Origin of the sequence: Flavobacterium cutihirudinis, assembly GCF_003385895.1 — a bacterium.
Lineage (GTDB): Bacteria > Bacteroidota > Bacteroidia > Flavobacteriales > Flavobacteriaceae > Flavobacterium > Flavobacterium cutihirudinis.
This window is the reverse complement of sequence record NZ_QRDQ01000008.1, coordinates 1,176,314-1,191,662: the sequence shown is the minus strand read 5'-3', so window position 1 is coordinate 1,191,662 and position 15,349 is coordinate 1,176,314. Positions and strand designations below refer to the sequence as shown.

The window sequence follows — 15,349 nt, the reverse complement described above, 5'->3', positions numbered from 1 at the left end:
AAATTTTGGCATTTGGAATTTTCATATTGAAAAACTACTTCTCAAAAGCATAAACCAAAGTAAAACTCCCTTCAAATTTATTCGATTTCACTTCCTGATAATACACGTTAAAATCTTTTACCAAATCGTCAAAATGAAGGCTTGCCTGAGTTTTTTCTTTTTCTAAAGAGAAATCCTCAACCTGAATATGATCTTTAAAACTGATTCCTTTTTCATTTCTGATTTTAAAGATGGCTTCTTTGGCACCCCAGATTACCGTAAGTTTTTTAATGTATTCCTCTGTAAATTCCGGTTTTAAATAACCACATTCATAATCAGTAAACTTATCTGCAATTCGCTGAATTTTTTCGCGCTGTAATTCCATATCAATTCCAACAGTTTCGTGGCTGATAATAATTGCCGCAAAATGGTATGAATGTGTGATTGAAATATAATTATGGCAATCAAAATAGGGTTTCCCGAATTCGTCATAATGTAAATCTTTATCCGTAAAACCCATTTCCTGAATCAGCATTCGAACACTCAAAAAAGCACGCTGATGCAGTTGCGATTTCATTCCGTCCAATCTCTTTTGTGTTTTTTCTTTCAAAATAACTCGACTATACAATTCATCAAAAGATTCGGTTATCTCCCAAATTAAGATTTTAGTAGTTTCATTGAATTGTATGGTCTGAAATAGAGGCATTTTTTAATGATGAATTATGAGTTGTAAATTATGAGTTTTTAAACCATATAAGTCATTTAAGAAAACATAACTGTTGGCTTAAAAAAGCATTAGTAAATATAAGCAATTCACGACAAAGGTAATAGTTTCAGAATCTTTTTAAATGAACTTATATCACTTGCATGATTTCAAAAAGCATAATTAAGAATCCTTTTTTAAATGTACTTATACCACTTATATGGTTAAAATCGTTTTTCAAACTAATGTTCTAAAGATTAAGAATTTAAAGATTTCACAAATCTTAGAGAAAGTAGTAAAAATAAAAAGCTATTCCTTAAATTTGCAAAAATTTTACAATTATACAAATATAATATAAATGAGTACATCGACTACGCCTTATGTGGCTTTCAAAGTAAAAGACATTTCTCTAGCGGCTTGGGGAAGAAAAGAAATTGAACTAGCTGAAGCTGAAATGCCAGGTTTAATGGCGCTTCGTGCTGAATATAAAGACGAACAACCTCTTAAAGGTGCTCGTATCGCTGGATGTTTGCACATGACGATTCAAACTGCTGTTTTGATCGAGACTTTAATTGCTCTTGGTGCAGAAGTTACTTGGTCTTCTTGTAACATTTTCTCTACTCAGGATCAGGCTGCTGCTGCTATTGCTGCTGCTGGAATTTCAGTTTATGCTTGGAAAGGTCTTGACGAAGAATCATTTGACTGGTGTATTGAGCAGACTTTATTCTTTGGTGAAGACAGAAAACCATTGAACATGATTCTTGATGACGGTGGAGATTTGACTAACATGGTTATTGATCGTTACCCAGAATTAGTTGCTGGAATTAAAGGTCTTTCTGAAGAAACTACAACTGGTGTTCACAGACTTTACGAAAGAGTAAAAGCTGGAACTTTACCAATGCCTGCTATCAACATTAACGATTCTGTTACTAAATCTAAATTTGATAACAAATACGGATGTAAAGAATCTGCTGTAGATGCTGTACGTCGTGCAACTGACTTAATGTTAGCTGGAAAAAGAGTTGTTGTTTGCGGATACGGTGACGTTGGAAAAGGAACTGCTGCTTCTTTCAGAGGTGCTGGTTCCATTGTAACAGTTACTGAAATCGATCCAATTTGTGCTTTACAAGCTGCAATGGACGGTTACGAAGTTAAAAAATTAAACACTGTAATTGCTAATGCTGACATCATCATTACAACTACAGGAAATAAAGATATCGTTCTTGGAGAGCACTTCGAGCAAATGAAAGACAAAACTGTTGTTTGTAACATTGGTCACTTCGACAACGAAATCGACATGGCTTGGTTAAACAAAAACCACGGTGCTTCTAAAATCGAAATCAAACCTCAGGTTGACAAATATAACATCAACGGAAAAGACATCATCATCTTGGCTGAAGGTCGTTTAGTAAACCTTGGTTGTGCTACAGGTCACCCAAGTTTTGTAATGAGTAACTCATTTACAAACCAAACTTTGGCGCAAATCGAATTATGGAACAACAGTGCTGCTTACAACAATGACGTTTATATGTTACCAAAACATTTAGATGAAAAAGTTGCTGCTTTACACTTAGCAAAATTAGGCGTTGAACTTGAAGTTTTAAGAGAAGATCAAGCTGCTTATATTGGTGTTGAAGTTCAAGGTCCATTCAAACCAGAATACTACAGATACTAAATTGATTTTAGTCCCGATAGCTATCGGGATTAGATTTCTTTAATTACATATTTCAAACCCGGCAGGTTTTAAAAACCTGTCGGGTTTTCTATTTTTAGATAAGAAATAAAATGTCTTTTTCTATACAGAATAAAGATTTCTTTCAAAAAAACACATTTTTTAAGAATAACTGCTTAATTTTAAGAATTAAAATAAGTCACTATTTCTCAACTACATAAACATTGTACACTTGAAAAAAACATCTTATTTACTCGTCTTCTTTTTTTTATTGTGTATTCCGCACATTCTTTTTTCTCAGGAAAAAAAACCTAAAGTTGTTCTAGTTCTAAGCGGTGGTGGCGCAAAAGGAATTGCACATATTCCGCTTTTACAAAAACTGGATTCTTTACACATTGTTCCAGATCTTATTGTTGGAAACAGTATGGGAAGCATCATTGGCGGTTTATATGCTATGGGATATTCTGGCGACAGTATCGAAAAAATCACTAAAAATATTTATTGGGATAAACTTCTCGGCGGAGGCCAATCCTTACGATCTGTAAGTGCCGAAGAAAAAAGAGAATTTCAAAGATATTTGGTTGGAATTGGAGTAAAAGACGGAAAACTTAATAGTATTGGTTCTCTTTTAAATGATCAAAATCTAAGAGAATATCTTTCTGAATTAACCTTTCCTGTATATAATGTTAGAGATTTTGACAGTCTCCCAATACCTTTTAGAGCGATGGCTACAGACTTGGTTGAGGGAAAAGAAGTTATTCTAAGCAAAGGTAGTTTAGCTTATGCTATGCGAGCCAGTATGTCTTTACCAGCTATCTTCAAACCCATGCCTTATGAGAAATCGGTTTTAGTAGATGGCGGAGTTCTAAATAATTTCCCGACTGATGTTGCCCAACAAATGGGTGCCGATATTATTATTGGAAGTGACGTTGGTGGCGGATTGGAACCAATTGACAAACTGAACAATGTTATGACAATATTGATGCAAACCAGTATGTTTCCAAGTAATATTAAGAATCCTGCAAATCGTGATCGTTGTACAATATTAGTCGATCATTTACCCAACTTACGTTTCTCAACAGCCGATTTTGCGGATAGTGACGAAATCTACAAAGACGGTAAAATAGCCACAAATCAGAATCTTCCGGCTTTAATTGCTTTATCCGAAAAACTAAAAGGGTTTCCGCAACGAACTCACGCGCTGCCAGATATGCCAAAGGAATTTGTTCTTGACACCATCGTTTATAAAAAAATAAGTCCTGAGAATATGCCGTTAGTGGTTGGTAGAGCAAATCTAAAAACCCATGTAAAATATACTACCAAAGATTTAATAGCGGGTATTAACAGAGCAATGGGAACCAATCTTTTTGATGAAATTACATACAGCTATTTTGTTAAAGACGGAAACAAACTCGGAATTACATTATTTGGATTTGAACGTGCCAAAAACCAATTAAATACCTCCGTACATTATGACACTTACAGAGGTGTAGGAATAATTTTTAATTACACCGGAAGAAATGTCCTTGCCGATGCCTCTCGACTTCTGGTAACATTGGATATCGCTGAACAGCCAAAAGCCAGAATCAATTATCAGAAAAATTTTGGGCAACACAGAGAATGGTGGTGGTCATCTGAAGCTTATGGAGCTTTTCTTCGTCAAGAAATTTACATAAACGGAAAAGCATCAGACAATATACTTTATAATGCTTTTGAGTTGAACAATGAAGTAAACCGAAATTTAAATTCGCTCAAAAGCTATTTAGGTTTTGGCTTAAACTATCACTACACCAATCTAGAACCAAAATACGATCGGGAATACAATCCTAATGCAGTCAGTATCAACAACTATAGCTTTAACAATATCGAATTCAACATGCATTATTCTTATAATGATATGGATAAAGTTTTCTTTGCCACAAACGGAACAATTATGAAGGCAAATATTGCACGATCTTTCCTTACTGATCTCGATGCATCATTTTCTGATCCCGATTTAACAAGCATATCCGGCAAAACAAATGGTTACACAAAATTTGGTTTCACTTACGAAAAAAGAGCGCTCTTAAAAAAGAAAATCACAGGAATCATCGGGTTTGATTCTTATTTTATATTTCAGGACAAACTTAAAGAAGACCAAATTGACTTCTCAGGATTTGGTTATGCTTCAAAATATTTCCTAGGCGGCATTATTCCGAGTTCTGGTAGTAATCGTTTTTCATTTGCAGGTCTTCACGAAGACGAACTCAATGTTACACAATACATGGGATTAAGACTCGGCTCTCAAATAAACATCATTGGAAAAATTTATCTGACACCTCATTTCAATATTGCAACCGTAGGTTTTGATACTTTTGACGAATATATCGACCATGCATTTAATCCAAAAGGAAATTGGGATGACAATATTGATACCAGTCTAGTAATTTCAGGAGGAACTGCAATTTCTTATCAATCCATTTTAGGTCCAATTCATTTTGACGCATCGTGGATCAATAATATTGACAAAGTCCGATTATTTTTCAGTGTAGGATTATCGCTAAATCCATAATTGGTTTCAAAAACATTTTTTAATCTAAAATCAGAAATCTACAATTTAAAATTATCTGGGCGTGCCATTATTTAAAAAAAGGCCCAAATATGCTCTGCGCGCATTAGGCCTTTTCTTAAATAATGTCGGGCTATCCGCGCTACTTCGGTAGCCTGCTCCTATCCCTTACGCACACGTAGACCAAGAACTTTAAATATTCTATTTTTATTAATTACTCCTGAAATTTTAAGCTTAAATTTGAAATCTCACAACATCAAAAAATATTATCGAAAAAGTTTTATGTGAAACACATGGTTTAAAAGAAATGACTTTTAGTTGTATTCACATTGCTATGGCAACAGATTCAAAAGAAAAAGTAGGCTTTTACTATTCAGAGGCCGAAGAAGATCTTCCGCAAATTGCCTGGTGCGGAGAATGCGAACAATGGCTTCTTGATAATGGAGAAGAATGGACCAACGTTTTTCAAGCCAAAGCCGATTTTAAAATGCTATGCATCGATTGTTTTGATGAAGTAAAAAATAACGAAACAGAAATTCATCTACGATAATAAATCAACAAACTTAACAGGTTTTAAAAACAGATTTAACTTTGTAAAAAACGAAAATCATGAAGAATTTTTTATTTCTATTTATTGCCATTATCTTCGAAATCATTGCTACTTCAGCATTAAAAAAATCTGAAGAATTCACGAAACTTATTCCAAGTATCATTACCATTATTGGATATTGCGGTGCATTTTATTTTTTAAGTTTTGCCATTAGAACTATTCCTGTTGGTTTTGCTTATGCTATTTGGTCTGGTGTTGGAATTGTTTTAATTACGGCAATTGGTGCTATTTTTTTTAAAGAAATTCCAGATTTGCCAGCTATTATTGGTTTGAGTTTAATTGTAATTGGCGTTATTATAATTAATGTTTTTTCTAAAACTGTGGCGCATTAATTCAAAAAGAAAATGAACTTCAGAAAAGCTACAATCTCAGATCTTGCCGAAATGAAGGAATTGTTTGTTCAAACTATTCAATCTGTCTGCAAAAACGATTATAATCCTGATCAGATTAATGTATGGATTTCTGGAGCAGAAAACACACAACGCTGGATTGACGTTATCGAAAAGCAATTTGTTTTACTTGCAATAATCGAAAACAAAATTGTTGGTTTCGGAACTTTAAAAGACGGAAATTATATTGATTTCTTTTTCATTCACAAAGATTTTCAAAGACAAGGAATTGCCAACAAAATCTTTGTAGAATTAGAAATTGAAGCTCAAAAATATCATTCAAAAATTATAACTTCAGATGTAAGCATAACGGCAAAACCATTTTTTTTAAAGAAAGGATTTATTGTAAAAGCAGAGCAAAAAAACATATTAAAAGGCATCGAAATAATTAATTATAAGATGGAAAAAGAATTATAATATAATCTCGCAAAGATGCAGAGTCGCAAAGTTTTACTTTTTAAGTTCGCTAATCTTTGTAGAATTACTTTGCGGTCCTTCGACTTCGCTCAGGATGACAATATTAAAAAAATCTCTACGCCTTTGCGAGATTAAAAACTTTGCGATCTTTGCGTAAACCTTTGTGCACTTTGTGGTTAAAAAAAACTCAGCAAGTTTCAGATTTTATACCAGCAAAAACCAATCGATCTTTGCCTTATAAAATGGAAGAAAAATGAATACACAAGAAACCATTAATTATAATCGCATTGCCGAAGCAATCGATTATATAAAAGCAAATTTTAAAGATCAGCCCAATCTTGATGAGGTTGCGGAGAAAGTGCATTTAAGTCCGTTTCACTTTCAGAGACTTTTTAGCGATTGGGCAGGCACAAGTCCGAAGAAGTTTTTGCAGTATACAAGTTTGGAACACGCAAAGAAATTACTCAAAGAAAATCAGGCAACCATTTCTGAAACAGCTTTCGAAACAGGCCTTTCAGGAACGAGTCGACTTCATGATTTATTTGTAAATATCGAAGGAATGACTCCGGCAGAATACAAAAATGGCGGAAAAAATCTCGAAATAAATTACAGTTTTGCCGAAAGTCCGTTTGGGAATATTATTGTTGCATCAACCCAAAAAGGTGTTTGTTTTATGGCTTTCGCCGAAGAAGAAGAAACTGGATTTGATTATCTAAAAAACAAATTTCCGAATGCTCAATTCTCTAAAAAACTAGATTTGGCTCAGCAAAATGCTCTTTTTATTTTCCAAAATGACTGGAGCAAATTATCTGAAATAAAACTTCATTTAAAAGGAACTGATTTCCAATTAAAAGTCTGGGAAACCTTGCTTAAAATTCCGATGGGCCAACTTTCGACTTACGGAACTATTGCACATCAAATTCAAAAACCAAATGCTTCACGAGCGGTTGGAACAGCGATTGGAAGCAATCCTGTTGCGTTCCTAATTCCTTGTCATCGCGTAATTCAATCTTCCGGAATTTTCGGTGGTTATATGTGGGGAAATACTAGAAAAACCGCAATAATTGGTTGGGAAGGCGCGCAGATAAATCCTTAAAACAGTTTTAGTCATCAATTGATTATTGATTAAAATATTTCTACACAAATAAGGGTAGAGACGCAATTCATTGCGTCTAAAATACAATCAATTGCGTCTAAAATACAATCAATTGCGTCTAAACAAAATTGTCGACAAAGATTCTTTGCGGAAATACATGGTGTTAGACGCAATGAATTGCGTCTCTACGATGAAAACAAACCAGATAATAATTTAATTTTTATGCAAACTATACAATCTAAAATTGCTTCTCTAAATTGGGAAAGCATCAACGAATCTATGCACGAAAATGGATTTGCAATAATTCCAAATGTATTAAATAACGAACAATGCGAAGATTTAAAATTCGATTATGACAACCCAAATCTATATCGAAAAACAGTCGTAATGGAACGCTACCGATTTGGTTTGGGCGAATACAAATATTTCAATTATCCACTTCCAGATTTGATTCAAAACATACGTTCATCGATTTATCCAAAGCTGGCTCCAATTGCAAATGCATGGATGAAAGCGCTAAATATTAATACTTTTTTTCCTGAGAAACACGAAGAATTATTAAAACAATGTCACGACAATAATCAACTAAAAGCGACTGTTTTAATTCTTAAATACGGCAAAAGCGGATTCAATACTTTGCATCAGGATTTATATGGCGATGTTTATTTCCCAATTCAAATTGTACTTTTTCTTTCTGAGCCAGATGAAGATTTTACAGGCGGAGAATTTGTATTGACACAACAGACACCAAGAGCGCAATCAAAAGCAATTGTGTTGAAACCTAAAAAAGGAGATATTTTAGTTTTCACAACCAATTTCAGACCGGTGAAAGGTACAAAAGGATATTATCGTGTGAATATGAAACATGGCGTTAGCGAAGTTCATTCGGGTGAACGTTACACGCTGGGAATTATTTTTCATGATGCATTATCGTAAAAAAAATCAACGCACCGTATATCGTAGAGACGCAATTCATTGCGTCTACGCAAAGATTGTCGACAAAGACTCTTTGCGGAAATACATAATGTTAGACGCAATTCATTGCATCTAAACAAAATTGTCGACAAAGAATTAATTGCGTAAATACGTGATGTTAGACGCAATGAATTGCGTCCCTACGATAAAAAATATCCATAAAATAAAATGATAAAACATATTGAAATCTCGGATTCAAATCTCCGAAATAAAATTAAAAATGCGGAAATTTGTTTCGGTGGAAACCAAAAATTAAAAATCTACGGAACGCTAAAATGTTCTTCGGGAAAAAGAATGAAACGTGAAAATCGTGTTTTCTTTTTATCTGAAGATGAAGCTCAAAAAAACGGTTTCAGACCTTGCGGACATTGCATGAAAATCGAATATCTAAACTGGAAAAATGGACTTATTTAATCCTGAGACTAACGAAAATACGAATTTGCTTCCGAAAGACGGAACTGTAAATTATTACGGAAAATTGTTTTCGAGAGCAGAATCTGATTTCTATCGTGACATTCTTTTAAATACAATCGAATGGAAAAATGACGAAGCAATCATCTTTGGAAAATTAATTTTAACCAAACGAAAAGTAGCTTGGTACGGTGATCAGGAATTTGAATACACCTATTCGAATACCACAAAAAAAGCACTTCCGTGGACAAAAGAATTACTGGAATTAAAGACAATTATTGAAGAAAAAACAGGCGAAACTTTCAATTCTTGTCTTCTGAATTTATATCATACTGGCGAGGAAGGAATGGCTTGGCACAGCGATGCAGAGAAAGATTTAAAAAAGAACGGCGCGATTGGTTCAGTAAGTTTTGGTGCGGAACGCAAATTTGCTTTCAAACATAAAGACACCAAAGAAACGGTTTCTTTAATTTTAGAACATGGAAGTTTATTGGTTATGAAAGATGAAACTCAAACGAATTGGCTACATCGATTACCGCCAACTAAAACTACTCAAAAACCAAGAGTAAATTTGACTTTTAGAACTATTGTACGATAACTTATTTCTTCTTTTTTGAAACAACATTTTGATAGGAAAGCTTTAAAGCATCTTCAAACATTTCTGGTCTTACTTTAGAAAGTTCTACAATTGTCCAGCCTTGTTTTCCCCATTTATTTGGAATTGGGTAAAAAATCATTTCACTTGAAGCACAAAAAACAGATTGATCGATTTCGTTTAATTTTAAAACCGCGCGATTATTCTTCTCATCAAATGTGGCAAATATTTTTTTGTTAATTCTGAAAGAAGTTTTTTCGAAATGTGGTTCTTCCGTTGCATCGGGAAATGCTAAAGCTAAAGTTCGAAAAGTATCAATATGTATCATGACTTCTGCTTTTTAAATTAAAAACAATTTCTTTTTACCACCCCTGATTCAAACCATTTTTCAGCACTTCTTCATATTTGTCTTTATCGAAAGAATATAAATTTGGAGCTTTATGGGCAACATTATTTTTCTTTTCGTCGAGTTTCTTCAAAATCCCAATATTTGTAATTTTTCTAAGAAAATTTCTCCTATCCAGTTTTTTATCCAAAATCGTTTCATACAATTTTTGAAGTTCCGGAATAGTAAATTTCTCAGGCAATAAAGTATAACCAACCGGCATCAAATTCAATTCTGTTCGCAAACAGTCCAAAGCTTTTTCGAGAATTTCTTTATGATCCAAAATAAGTTCCGGCACTTCTTTATGATCAATCCATTCTACAATATCGTGCGTATTGGCAGAATCTGGAACAATCTGCAAAAAATCAACTAACGCATAATATCCTATAGTAACGAAACGCTGGTTAAACCATGTTCCCTTTTCTTCAGGAATATTTAGTTTTTCTAATGTCTCTTTATCGAAATGATTTTCGTTACGTTTTGTTTTTCCAAATGTCGCAAACTGACGTAAAAAAATGCCTTCAACTCCTGTTCTGTGGTTTAAAATAGTTGCAGCCGCAGTGTCAATATCCTGATCTACAGGAATAAATCCGCCCGGCAAAGACCACTTTTTACTATGCTTTACTTTGATTAATAAAACTTTTAACTGATTATCATGAAAACCAAAAATCACACAATCTATCGAAAGTCCAGGTTGGTATTTTTTATTATTTTCTATAATATCTTGCAACATTTAACTTCTATTAAAACAATTTTATTCCTGCAATTTAATTTAAATTTTACAAAACCAGCTTCTTTTAACAAAAGTAAACTGTCTTCAAAACCAAAACCAAATCATTAAGAAGTGTTTTAGACACAATTTAACTTAAATTTAAAATCAAATTTAAAAAAAATAATTACATTGCGTCAGAATAACACATATTAAAAAATATTGTTATAAAAGAAACAAAAAAGAATATTACTTCACTGATATTGTGTTTGTTTCTTCAGAAATCAGAAAGTCAATGCAAGCGTTATGAGTACTAATCCGTTTAAAAATATTAATCAAAAAATCAGAACTAAGATTTTGACCTCTTTCGGTTTTGTTTCGAAAACATACTTGCTGGAAGAATCAATAAAATACAGTGAACAACAGGAGAAAATTTTCAATGACATGATTGTTGAAACGGAGGCTAAAGATAAAAAAGCAAAACGCGAAGCTTTTGACAAAGCTTTGTATGCATCATATAAAGGAATTGGCGCTATGGATTTTATACATACGGTTTTGAAATAATTCAAAACCGTATAAATCCATAGCGCCAATTTCAGTTGAAACTCTATTTACTTCACTAATTCAAAGTCTGATTTTAGTTTAATATCTGCAGACGAAGCTCCAATCATTACTTCAAAATCTCCAGGTTCAGCATTCCATTCTAATTTATCATTGTAGAAAGACAATTTTTCTTTATCAATTGTAAATTCAATTGTTTTTGATTCTCCCGCGTTCAATTTCACTTTTTGAAAATCTTTTAATTCTAAAATTGGTCGTACAACAGAACCAAATTTATCTTTCAAATACAACTGAACTACTTCTTCACCAGTTACTTTTCCGCTATTTTTTAATTGAAAAGAAACTTTAATGGTTTCATTACTCTTTATTTTAGTTGAAGATAATTTCAAATCCGAGTAATCAAAAGTTGTATAACTCAATCCGTAACCAAAAGGAAATTTAGGTGAATTTTTCAAATCGATATAAGCCGAAACATAATTCTTAGAATCTTCATCTTTTGCAGGTCTTCCGGTACTGAAATGATTGTAGTAAATAGGAATTTGTCCTACTTCTCTAGGGAAAGTCATTGGCAGTTTTCCTGACGGATTATAATCTCCGAAAAGAACATTTGCAATGGCATTTCCAGCCTCAGTTCCCAACCACCATGTATAAACAATTGCTGGAACATTATCTGCTGTCCAATTGAAAATAAGCGGTCTTCCGGCATTTACCAAAACTACAACCGGTTTTCCTGTTGCTTGAATTGCTTTCACCAAATCTTCCTGAACACCTGGCAAATGAAGATCGCTTCGGCTTTTTGCTTCACCGCTCATGTCACGTCTTTCTCCAATGCTCAAAATAACAACATCGGCTTGTCTAGCAGTTTCTATTGCTTCGGCAAAACCATCTTTATTGTCGCCGTCTACTTCACAACCTTTAGCATAAAGCAATTTGGTGTTTTTACCCACTTTGTTCTGTAAACCATCCCATTGCGAAACTACCCATTTATTGTAATCTACTTCTGGAAGCTCTACAGACCAAAAACCCATATTTTCTTTATATTCTTTAACCATTGGTCCGATAAAAGCAATAGTTTTCAGGTTTTTAGAAAGTGGCAAAACTTGTTTTTCGTTCTTTAATAAAACAATACTTTTCTCTGCCATTTCGAGCGCTGCTTTTCTGTGCTCTGGATTATTCAAAGCTTTCTCAGCACGTTTTTCATCAGAATATTTATAAGGATCATCAAATAATCCTAATTCAAATTTCTTGCGAAGAATACGTCTCACAGCATCATCAACCAGATCAATTGAAACTCTTCCTTCTTTTACTAAAGCCGCGAGATTATATCGATATGCATTACTTTCCATATCCATATCACTTCCCGCAGTAATAGCAGAGTAAGCAGCCTCTTTAAGATCTTTTGAGTAACCGTGTGCTACCATTTCGCCAATTGAACCCCAATCAGAAACTACGAATCCCTGAAAGTTCCATTTGCCTTTTAAGATATCTCTTTGCAAATGTGCATTTCCAGTTGCCGGGATTCCGTTTATATCATTAAAAGAATTCATAAAAGTTGCGGCTCCGGCATCCAAAGCGGCTTTAAAAGGAGGTAAATACGTTTCGAATAGCATTCTTTCGCTCATATCCACAGAATTATAATCTCTTCCGCCAACACCTGCTCCATAAGCTGCAAAATGTTTTACACATGCCATAACAGAGTTTAAATCTCCCAATTTATTTCCCTGAAAACCTTTTACTCGCGCATAAGCAATTTTTGATCCCAGATAAGTATCTTCTCCTGCACCTTCCATTACACGTCCCCAACGAGGATCACGTCCAATATCAACCATTGGGGCAAATGTCCAGTGAATACCACTTGCAGATGCTTCTGTTGCAGCAACTCTTGCAGCTAATTCTATAGTAGCCAAATCCCAGCTCGCCGCCTCGGCTAACGGAATTGGAAATGTTGTTTTGTAACCGTGAATAACATCTTGACCAAACAACAACGGAATTTTTAAACGGGACTGCATGGCTAATTCCTGATATTGTCTGGTGTATTTTGTTCCGACAACGTTTAACATAGACCCTATTAAACCTTGTTTAATTTCGACTTGTTTGTTTGTATTTATTGTAATTGGACCCGTCGCCTGATTGTCGCCCGTATACTGATTAAGCTGACCTATTTTTTCCTCGATAGTCATTTTTTTCAATAAACTATTTACTTTCTGGTCAATGCTTTCCTGCTGAGCAACCGCAAAAAACGATACGCTCAACAAGGTTAATGTGGTTATTAATTTCATCTTTTTTAATTAATTTCTATTAAGACAGGTAAATGATCCGAAGGATATTTCAAATCTTTAGAATCACTTAAAACTGCATGTTTTTGCACTGTTAAGCCGCTATTTTTAGAAATAAAAATATAATCTATCTCTAAGTTTACTGGTTCGTTATGCTTAAACGCATTAAAAGTTCCCGATGGTCCAAAAGGTTTTTCTTTAGAAACCGTTTTGGTATCATCCATTTGTTTTTTTATTTCAATAATTTGTTTCGTGTCAGGCTCTGAGTTAAAATCTCCCATTAAAAAAACAGGATAATTTTTAACGTTGATTTCTTTAATTCTCGAAAGAACCAATTCTACACCTTTTACTCTTGCAACTTCTCCAATATGATCCAAATGAAGATTGAAAACCCAAAATACTTTTTTACTTTTTAAATCTTTAAATAGTCCATACGTACATACTCGGTTACAAGCTCCATCCCAGCCTTTTGAAACTAGATTTGGCGTTTCTGACAACCAAAAAGTATTGGATTGCTGTACTTTGAAACGGTCTTTTTTATAATAAATAGCAGAAGCTTCGCCCAAACCTCCTTCTTCTCTTCCAATTCCAAATTTGTCATACGCTGGCAAAGCATTCGAGATATCAATTACCTGATTAGGCAAAGCCTCCTGAACACCGAAAATATCCGGACTATAAAATTGTATTTGAGAAGTAAAATAATCTTTCCGCTTTGGCCAGGCATTTTCTCCATCTGAAGCTACATCCAAACGGATATTATAAGTCATTATTTTTAAATTCTGACCAAAAAACGAGGCGCTTACAAAAAGCAGACATACTACTAAAACAATTTTATTTATCTTTTTCATGTTTAAAAAATTTTGATTCGTAAAGCTAATGTTTCCAAAGTCTTCAGGAAAAAAAATATTTTAAAGATTATGTTAATTATACACTCTTACATAATCTACTTCATAAACTGCACTGGTGAAATTAGGATCAACAGCTCCTCCAAAATTTCCTCCCATCGCAAAATTCAAAATCACAAAAAACTTCGCATTAAAAGGAGTTGTTGGCGAATTTTTATACGTGTAAAACAAATTATCATCTACATAAAATTTAATATTTTCAGCATCCCATTCAGCTGCATAAATATGAAATTCTGTTGCTGTATTTGTTGCTTTTGTAGTTTTGGTATCAGGCGTATTTCCTGAACGACCAGGGGAATGCAATGAAGAATGAATAACATCCGGATTGTTTCCTACAGATTCTAAAATATCAATTTCGCCACAAGCTGGCCAGCCTACCGTATCAAGATTATCTCCTAATAACCAAAATGCCGGCCAAGTACCACCACCTACAGGTAATTTTGCACGAACTTCGGCTCTACCGTATTTAAAAGAGAATTTCCCTCTAGTAAGCATTCTTGTTGAAGTATAATGGCTTCCCATATACTCCTCTTTAATGGCTTTAATTCTCAAAGTTCCGTTTTGGATAATTACATTCTCCGGGCGAGTGGTATAATATTGCAATTCATTATTCCCCCAGCCGTCTCCGGTTCCTGTATTGTAATCCCATTTTGTAGTATCAGGCGCTCCATCAACATTAAATTCATCTGACCAGATTATTTTTCGCGCAACAAAAATATCAACATTAGAAGAAGTGTATGCATATTTTATTCCGTTAAACGCAGTAACTTCTATTTTATAATTTTTATTACCAGGCTGAGTAAATTCATAAGCAAGTTGTCCCGTTTTAAGTTCTATAACTTCATTATTGATTTTTACTGTATAAGATGTCGCATCTTTTGAGGTAATGGTCAGGTTTATTTTTCCGCTTCCGTCGCCATTTGGTTTTTCTGTAGTTTTTCCAACCACATCTACTTTTACTGTAAGATTTGAAGGAACAACGACTACGGGCGTATCATCGGCAGCATCATTACTGCTACTACACGATTGAAAAACAAACAATAATACAAGTGTTAAAAAACTTGATCTGTTTATTAATTTATTCATTTTCATTGTTATTAGTTATTAAATTAGTTAGT

Annotated in this window: 16 protein-coding genes; 10 read left to right on the top strand and 6 right to left on the bottom strand. The window is 33.8% G+C overall.

The genetic code is table 11. The annotated features are described in order from the left end of the window. Positions 1–34: 34 nt before the first annotated feature. Positions 35–685 carry a 4'-phosphopantetheinyl transferase family protein gene (locus BD847_RS10815; protein ID WP_115888259.1) on the bottom strand — a complete coding sequence of 217 codons (651 nt, stop codon included), beginning with the start codon at positions 683–685 and terminating at the stop codon, positions 35–37. Positions 686–1,040: 355 nt separating this feature from the next. Here BD847_RS10815 and ahcY point away from each other — a divergent pair, with 355 nt between their 5' ends. The 9 genes from ahcY to BD847_RS10770 all read left to right on the top strand — a co-directional run bounded on the left by ahcY (position 1,041) and on the right by BD847_RS10770 (position 9,398). Continuing rightward, positions 1,041–2,357, top strand: coding sequence for an adenosylhomocysteinase (gene ahcY / locus BD847_RS10810; protein ID WP_115888258.1), 1,317 nt, complete (start codon positions 1,041–1,043; stop codon positions 2,355–2,357). A gap of 229 nt (positions 2,358–2,586) precedes the next feature. Beyond that, on the top strand, positions 2,587–4,905 hold the full coding sequence (locus BD847_RS10805) for a patatin-like phospholipase family protein (RefSeq protein ID WP_115888257.1): 2,319 nt from the start codon (positions 2,587–2,589) through the stop codon (positions 4,903–4,905). Between the two features lie 304 nt (positions 4,906–5,209). Further along, positions 5,210–5,452 (top strand): hypothetical protein, encoded by a 243-nt coding sequence (locus tag BD847_RS10800; protein ID WP_244201584.1) that lies wholly within the window; start codon positions 5,210–5,212, stop codon positions 5,450–5,452. A 59-nt stretch (positions 5,453–5,511) separates the two neighbouring features. Then, positions 5,512–5,844, top strand: coding sequence for a DMT family transporter (locus BD847_RS10795; protein WP_115888255.1), 333 nt, complete (start codon positions 5,512–5,514; stop codon positions 5,842–5,844). Positions 5,845–5,856: 12 nt separating this feature from the next. Then, positions 5,857–6,318, top strand: a complete 462-nt coding sequence (locus tag BD847_RS10790; RefSeq protein ID WP_115888254.1) for a GNAT family N-acetyltransferase — start codon at positions 5,857–5,859, stop codon at positions 6,316–6,318. Positions 6,319–6,571: 253 nt separating this feature from the next. After that, positions 6,572–7,414, top strand: coding sequence for a bifunctional helix-turn-helix domain-containing protein/methylated-DNA--[protein]-cysteine S-methyltransferase (locus tag BD847_RS10785; protein WP_115888253.1), 843 nt, complete (start codon positions 6,572–6,574; stop codon positions 7,412–7,414). 222 nt (positions 7,415–7,636) lie between these two features. Then, positions 7,637–8,350, top strand: a complete 714-nt coding sequence (locus tag BD847_RS10780) for a 2OG-Fe(II) oxygenase (RefSeq protein ID WP_115888364.1) — start codon at positions 7,637–7,639, stop codon at positions 8,348–8,350. Positions 8,351–8,557: 207 nt separating this feature from the next. Then, on the top strand, positions 8,558–8,803 hold the full coding sequence (locus tag BD847_RS10775) for an Ada metal-binding domain-containing protein (RefSeq protein WP_115888252.1): 246 nt from the start codon (positions 8,558–8,560) through the stop codon (positions 8,801–8,803). Continuing rightward, positions 8,790–9,398, top strand: coding sequence for an alpha-ketoglutarate-dependent dioxygenase AlkB family protein (locus BD847_RS10770; protein WP_115888251.1), 609 nt, complete (start codon positions 8,790–8,792; stop codon positions 9,396–9,398). The genes BD847_RS10775 and BD847_RS10770 overlap by 14 nt, the downstream gene beginning before the upstream one ends. 1 nt (position 9,399) lies before the next feature. Here the strand turns inward: BD847_RS10770 and BD847_RS10765 are convergent, their stop codons facing one another. Further along, a complete protein-coding gene (locus BD847_RS10765; RefSeq protein ID WP_115888250.1) occupies positions 9,400–9,723 on the bottom strand; it encodes an MmcQ/YjbR family DNA-binding protein in 324 nt (107 codons plus the stop codon). Positions 9,724–9,757: 34 nt separating this feature from the next. Next, the gene (locus BD847_RS10760; protein WP_115888249.1) at positions 9,758–10,513 is read right to left on the bottom strand and encodes an NUDIX hydrolase; all 756 of its coding nucleotides are present in this window, start codon (positions 10,511–10,513) and stop codon (positions 9,758–9,760) included. Positions 10,514–10,795: 282 nt separating this feature from the next. On the opposite strand from BD847_RS10760, the gene BD847_RS10755 reads away from it, so the two are divergent. After that, positions 10,796–11,053: a hypothetical protein gene (locus tag BD847_RS10755; RefSeq protein WP_115888248.1), complete on the top strand. Its 258-nt coding sequence runs from the start codon at positions 10,796–10,798 to the stop codon at positions 11,051–11,053. A gap of 47 nt (positions 11,054–11,100) precedes the next feature. Here the strand turns inward: BD847_RS10755 and BD847_RS10750 are convergent, their stop codons facing one another. The 3 genes from BD847_RS10750 to BD847_RS10740 form a co-directional block, all read right to left on the bottom strand. Then, positions 11,101–13,329 (bottom strand): glycoside hydrolase family 3 N-terminal domain-containing protein, encoded by a 2,229-nt coding sequence (locus tag BD847_RS10750; RefSeq protein ID WP_115888247.1) that lies wholly within the window; start codon positions 13,327–13,329, stop codon positions 11,101–11,103. 5 nt (positions 13,330–13,334) lie between these two features. Next, the gene (locus tag BD847_RS10745) at positions 13,335–14,174 is read right to left on the bottom strand and encodes an endonuclease/exonuclease/phosphatase family protein (protein ID WP_115888246.1); all 840 of its coding nucleotides are present in this window, start codon (positions 14,172–14,174) and stop codon (positions 13,335–13,337) included. A gap of 72 nt (positions 14,175–14,246) precedes the next feature. Beyond that, complete coding sequence (locus BD847_RS10740) at positions 14,247–15,317, bottom strand: glycoside hydrolase family 16 protein (RefSeq protein ID WP_244201583.1); 1,071 nt, start codon at positions 15,315–15,317, stop codon at positions 14,247–14,249. Between the last annotated feature and the right edge of the window lie 32 nt (positions 15,318–15,349).

Coding starts and splice junctions, on each gene's coding strand:
- BD847_RS10815 (WP_115888259.1), bottom strand. CDS start 685: ATGCCTCTATTTCAGACCATACAATTCAATGAAACTACTAAAATCTTA.
- ahcY (WP_115888258.1), top strand. CDS start 1,041: ATGAGTACATCGACTACGCCTTATGTGGCTTTCAAAGTAAAAGACATT.
- BD847_RS10800 (WP_244201584.1), top strand. CDS start 5,210: ATGACTTTTAGTTGTATTCACATTGCTATGGCAACAGATTCAAAAGAA.
- BD847_RS10795 (WP_115888255.1), top strand. CDS start 5,512: ATGAAGAATTTTTTATTTCTATTTATTGCCATTATCTTCGAAATCATT.
- BD847_RS10790 (WP_115888254.1), top strand. CDS start 5,857: ATGAACTTCAGAAAAGCTACAATCTCAGATCTTGCCGAAATGAAGGAA.
- BD847_RS10785 (WP_115888253.1), top strand. CDS start 6,572: ATGAATACACAAGAAACCATTAATTATAATCGCATTGCCGAAGCAATC.
- BD847_RS10780 (WP_115888364.1), top strand. CDS start 7,637: ATGCAAACTATACAATCTAAAATTGCTTCTCTAAATTGGGAAAGCATC.
- BD847_RS10775 (WP_115888252.1), top strand. CDS start 8,558: ATGATAAAACATATTGAAATCTCGGATTCAAATCTCCGAAATAAAATT.
- BD847_RS10770 (WP_115888251.1), top strand. CDS start 8,790: ATGGACTTATTTAATCCTGAGACTAACGAAAATACGAATTTGCTTCCG.
- BD847_RS10765 (WP_115888250.1), bottom strand. CDS start 9,723: ATGATACATATTGATACTTTTCGAACTTTAGCTTTAGCATTTCCCGAT.
- BD847_RS10760 (WP_115888249.1), bottom strand. CDS start 10,513: ATGTTGCAAGATATTATAGAAAATAATAAAAAATACCAACCTGGACTT.
- BD847_RS10755 (WP_115888248.1), top strand. CDS start 10,796: ATGAGTACTAATCCGTTTAAAAATATTAATCAAAAAATCAGAACTAAG.
- BD847_RS10750 (WP_115888247.1), bottom strand. CDS start 13,329: ATGAAATTAATAACCACATTAACCTTGTTGAGCGTATCGTTTTTTGCG.
- BD847_RS10745 (WP_115888246.1), bottom strand. CDS start 14,174: ATGAAAAAGATAAATAAAATTGTTTTAGTAGTATGTCTGCTTTTTGTA.
- BD847_RS10740 (WP_244201583.1), bottom strand. CDS start 15,317: ATGAATAAATTAATAAACAGATCAAGTTTTTTAACACTTGTATTATTG.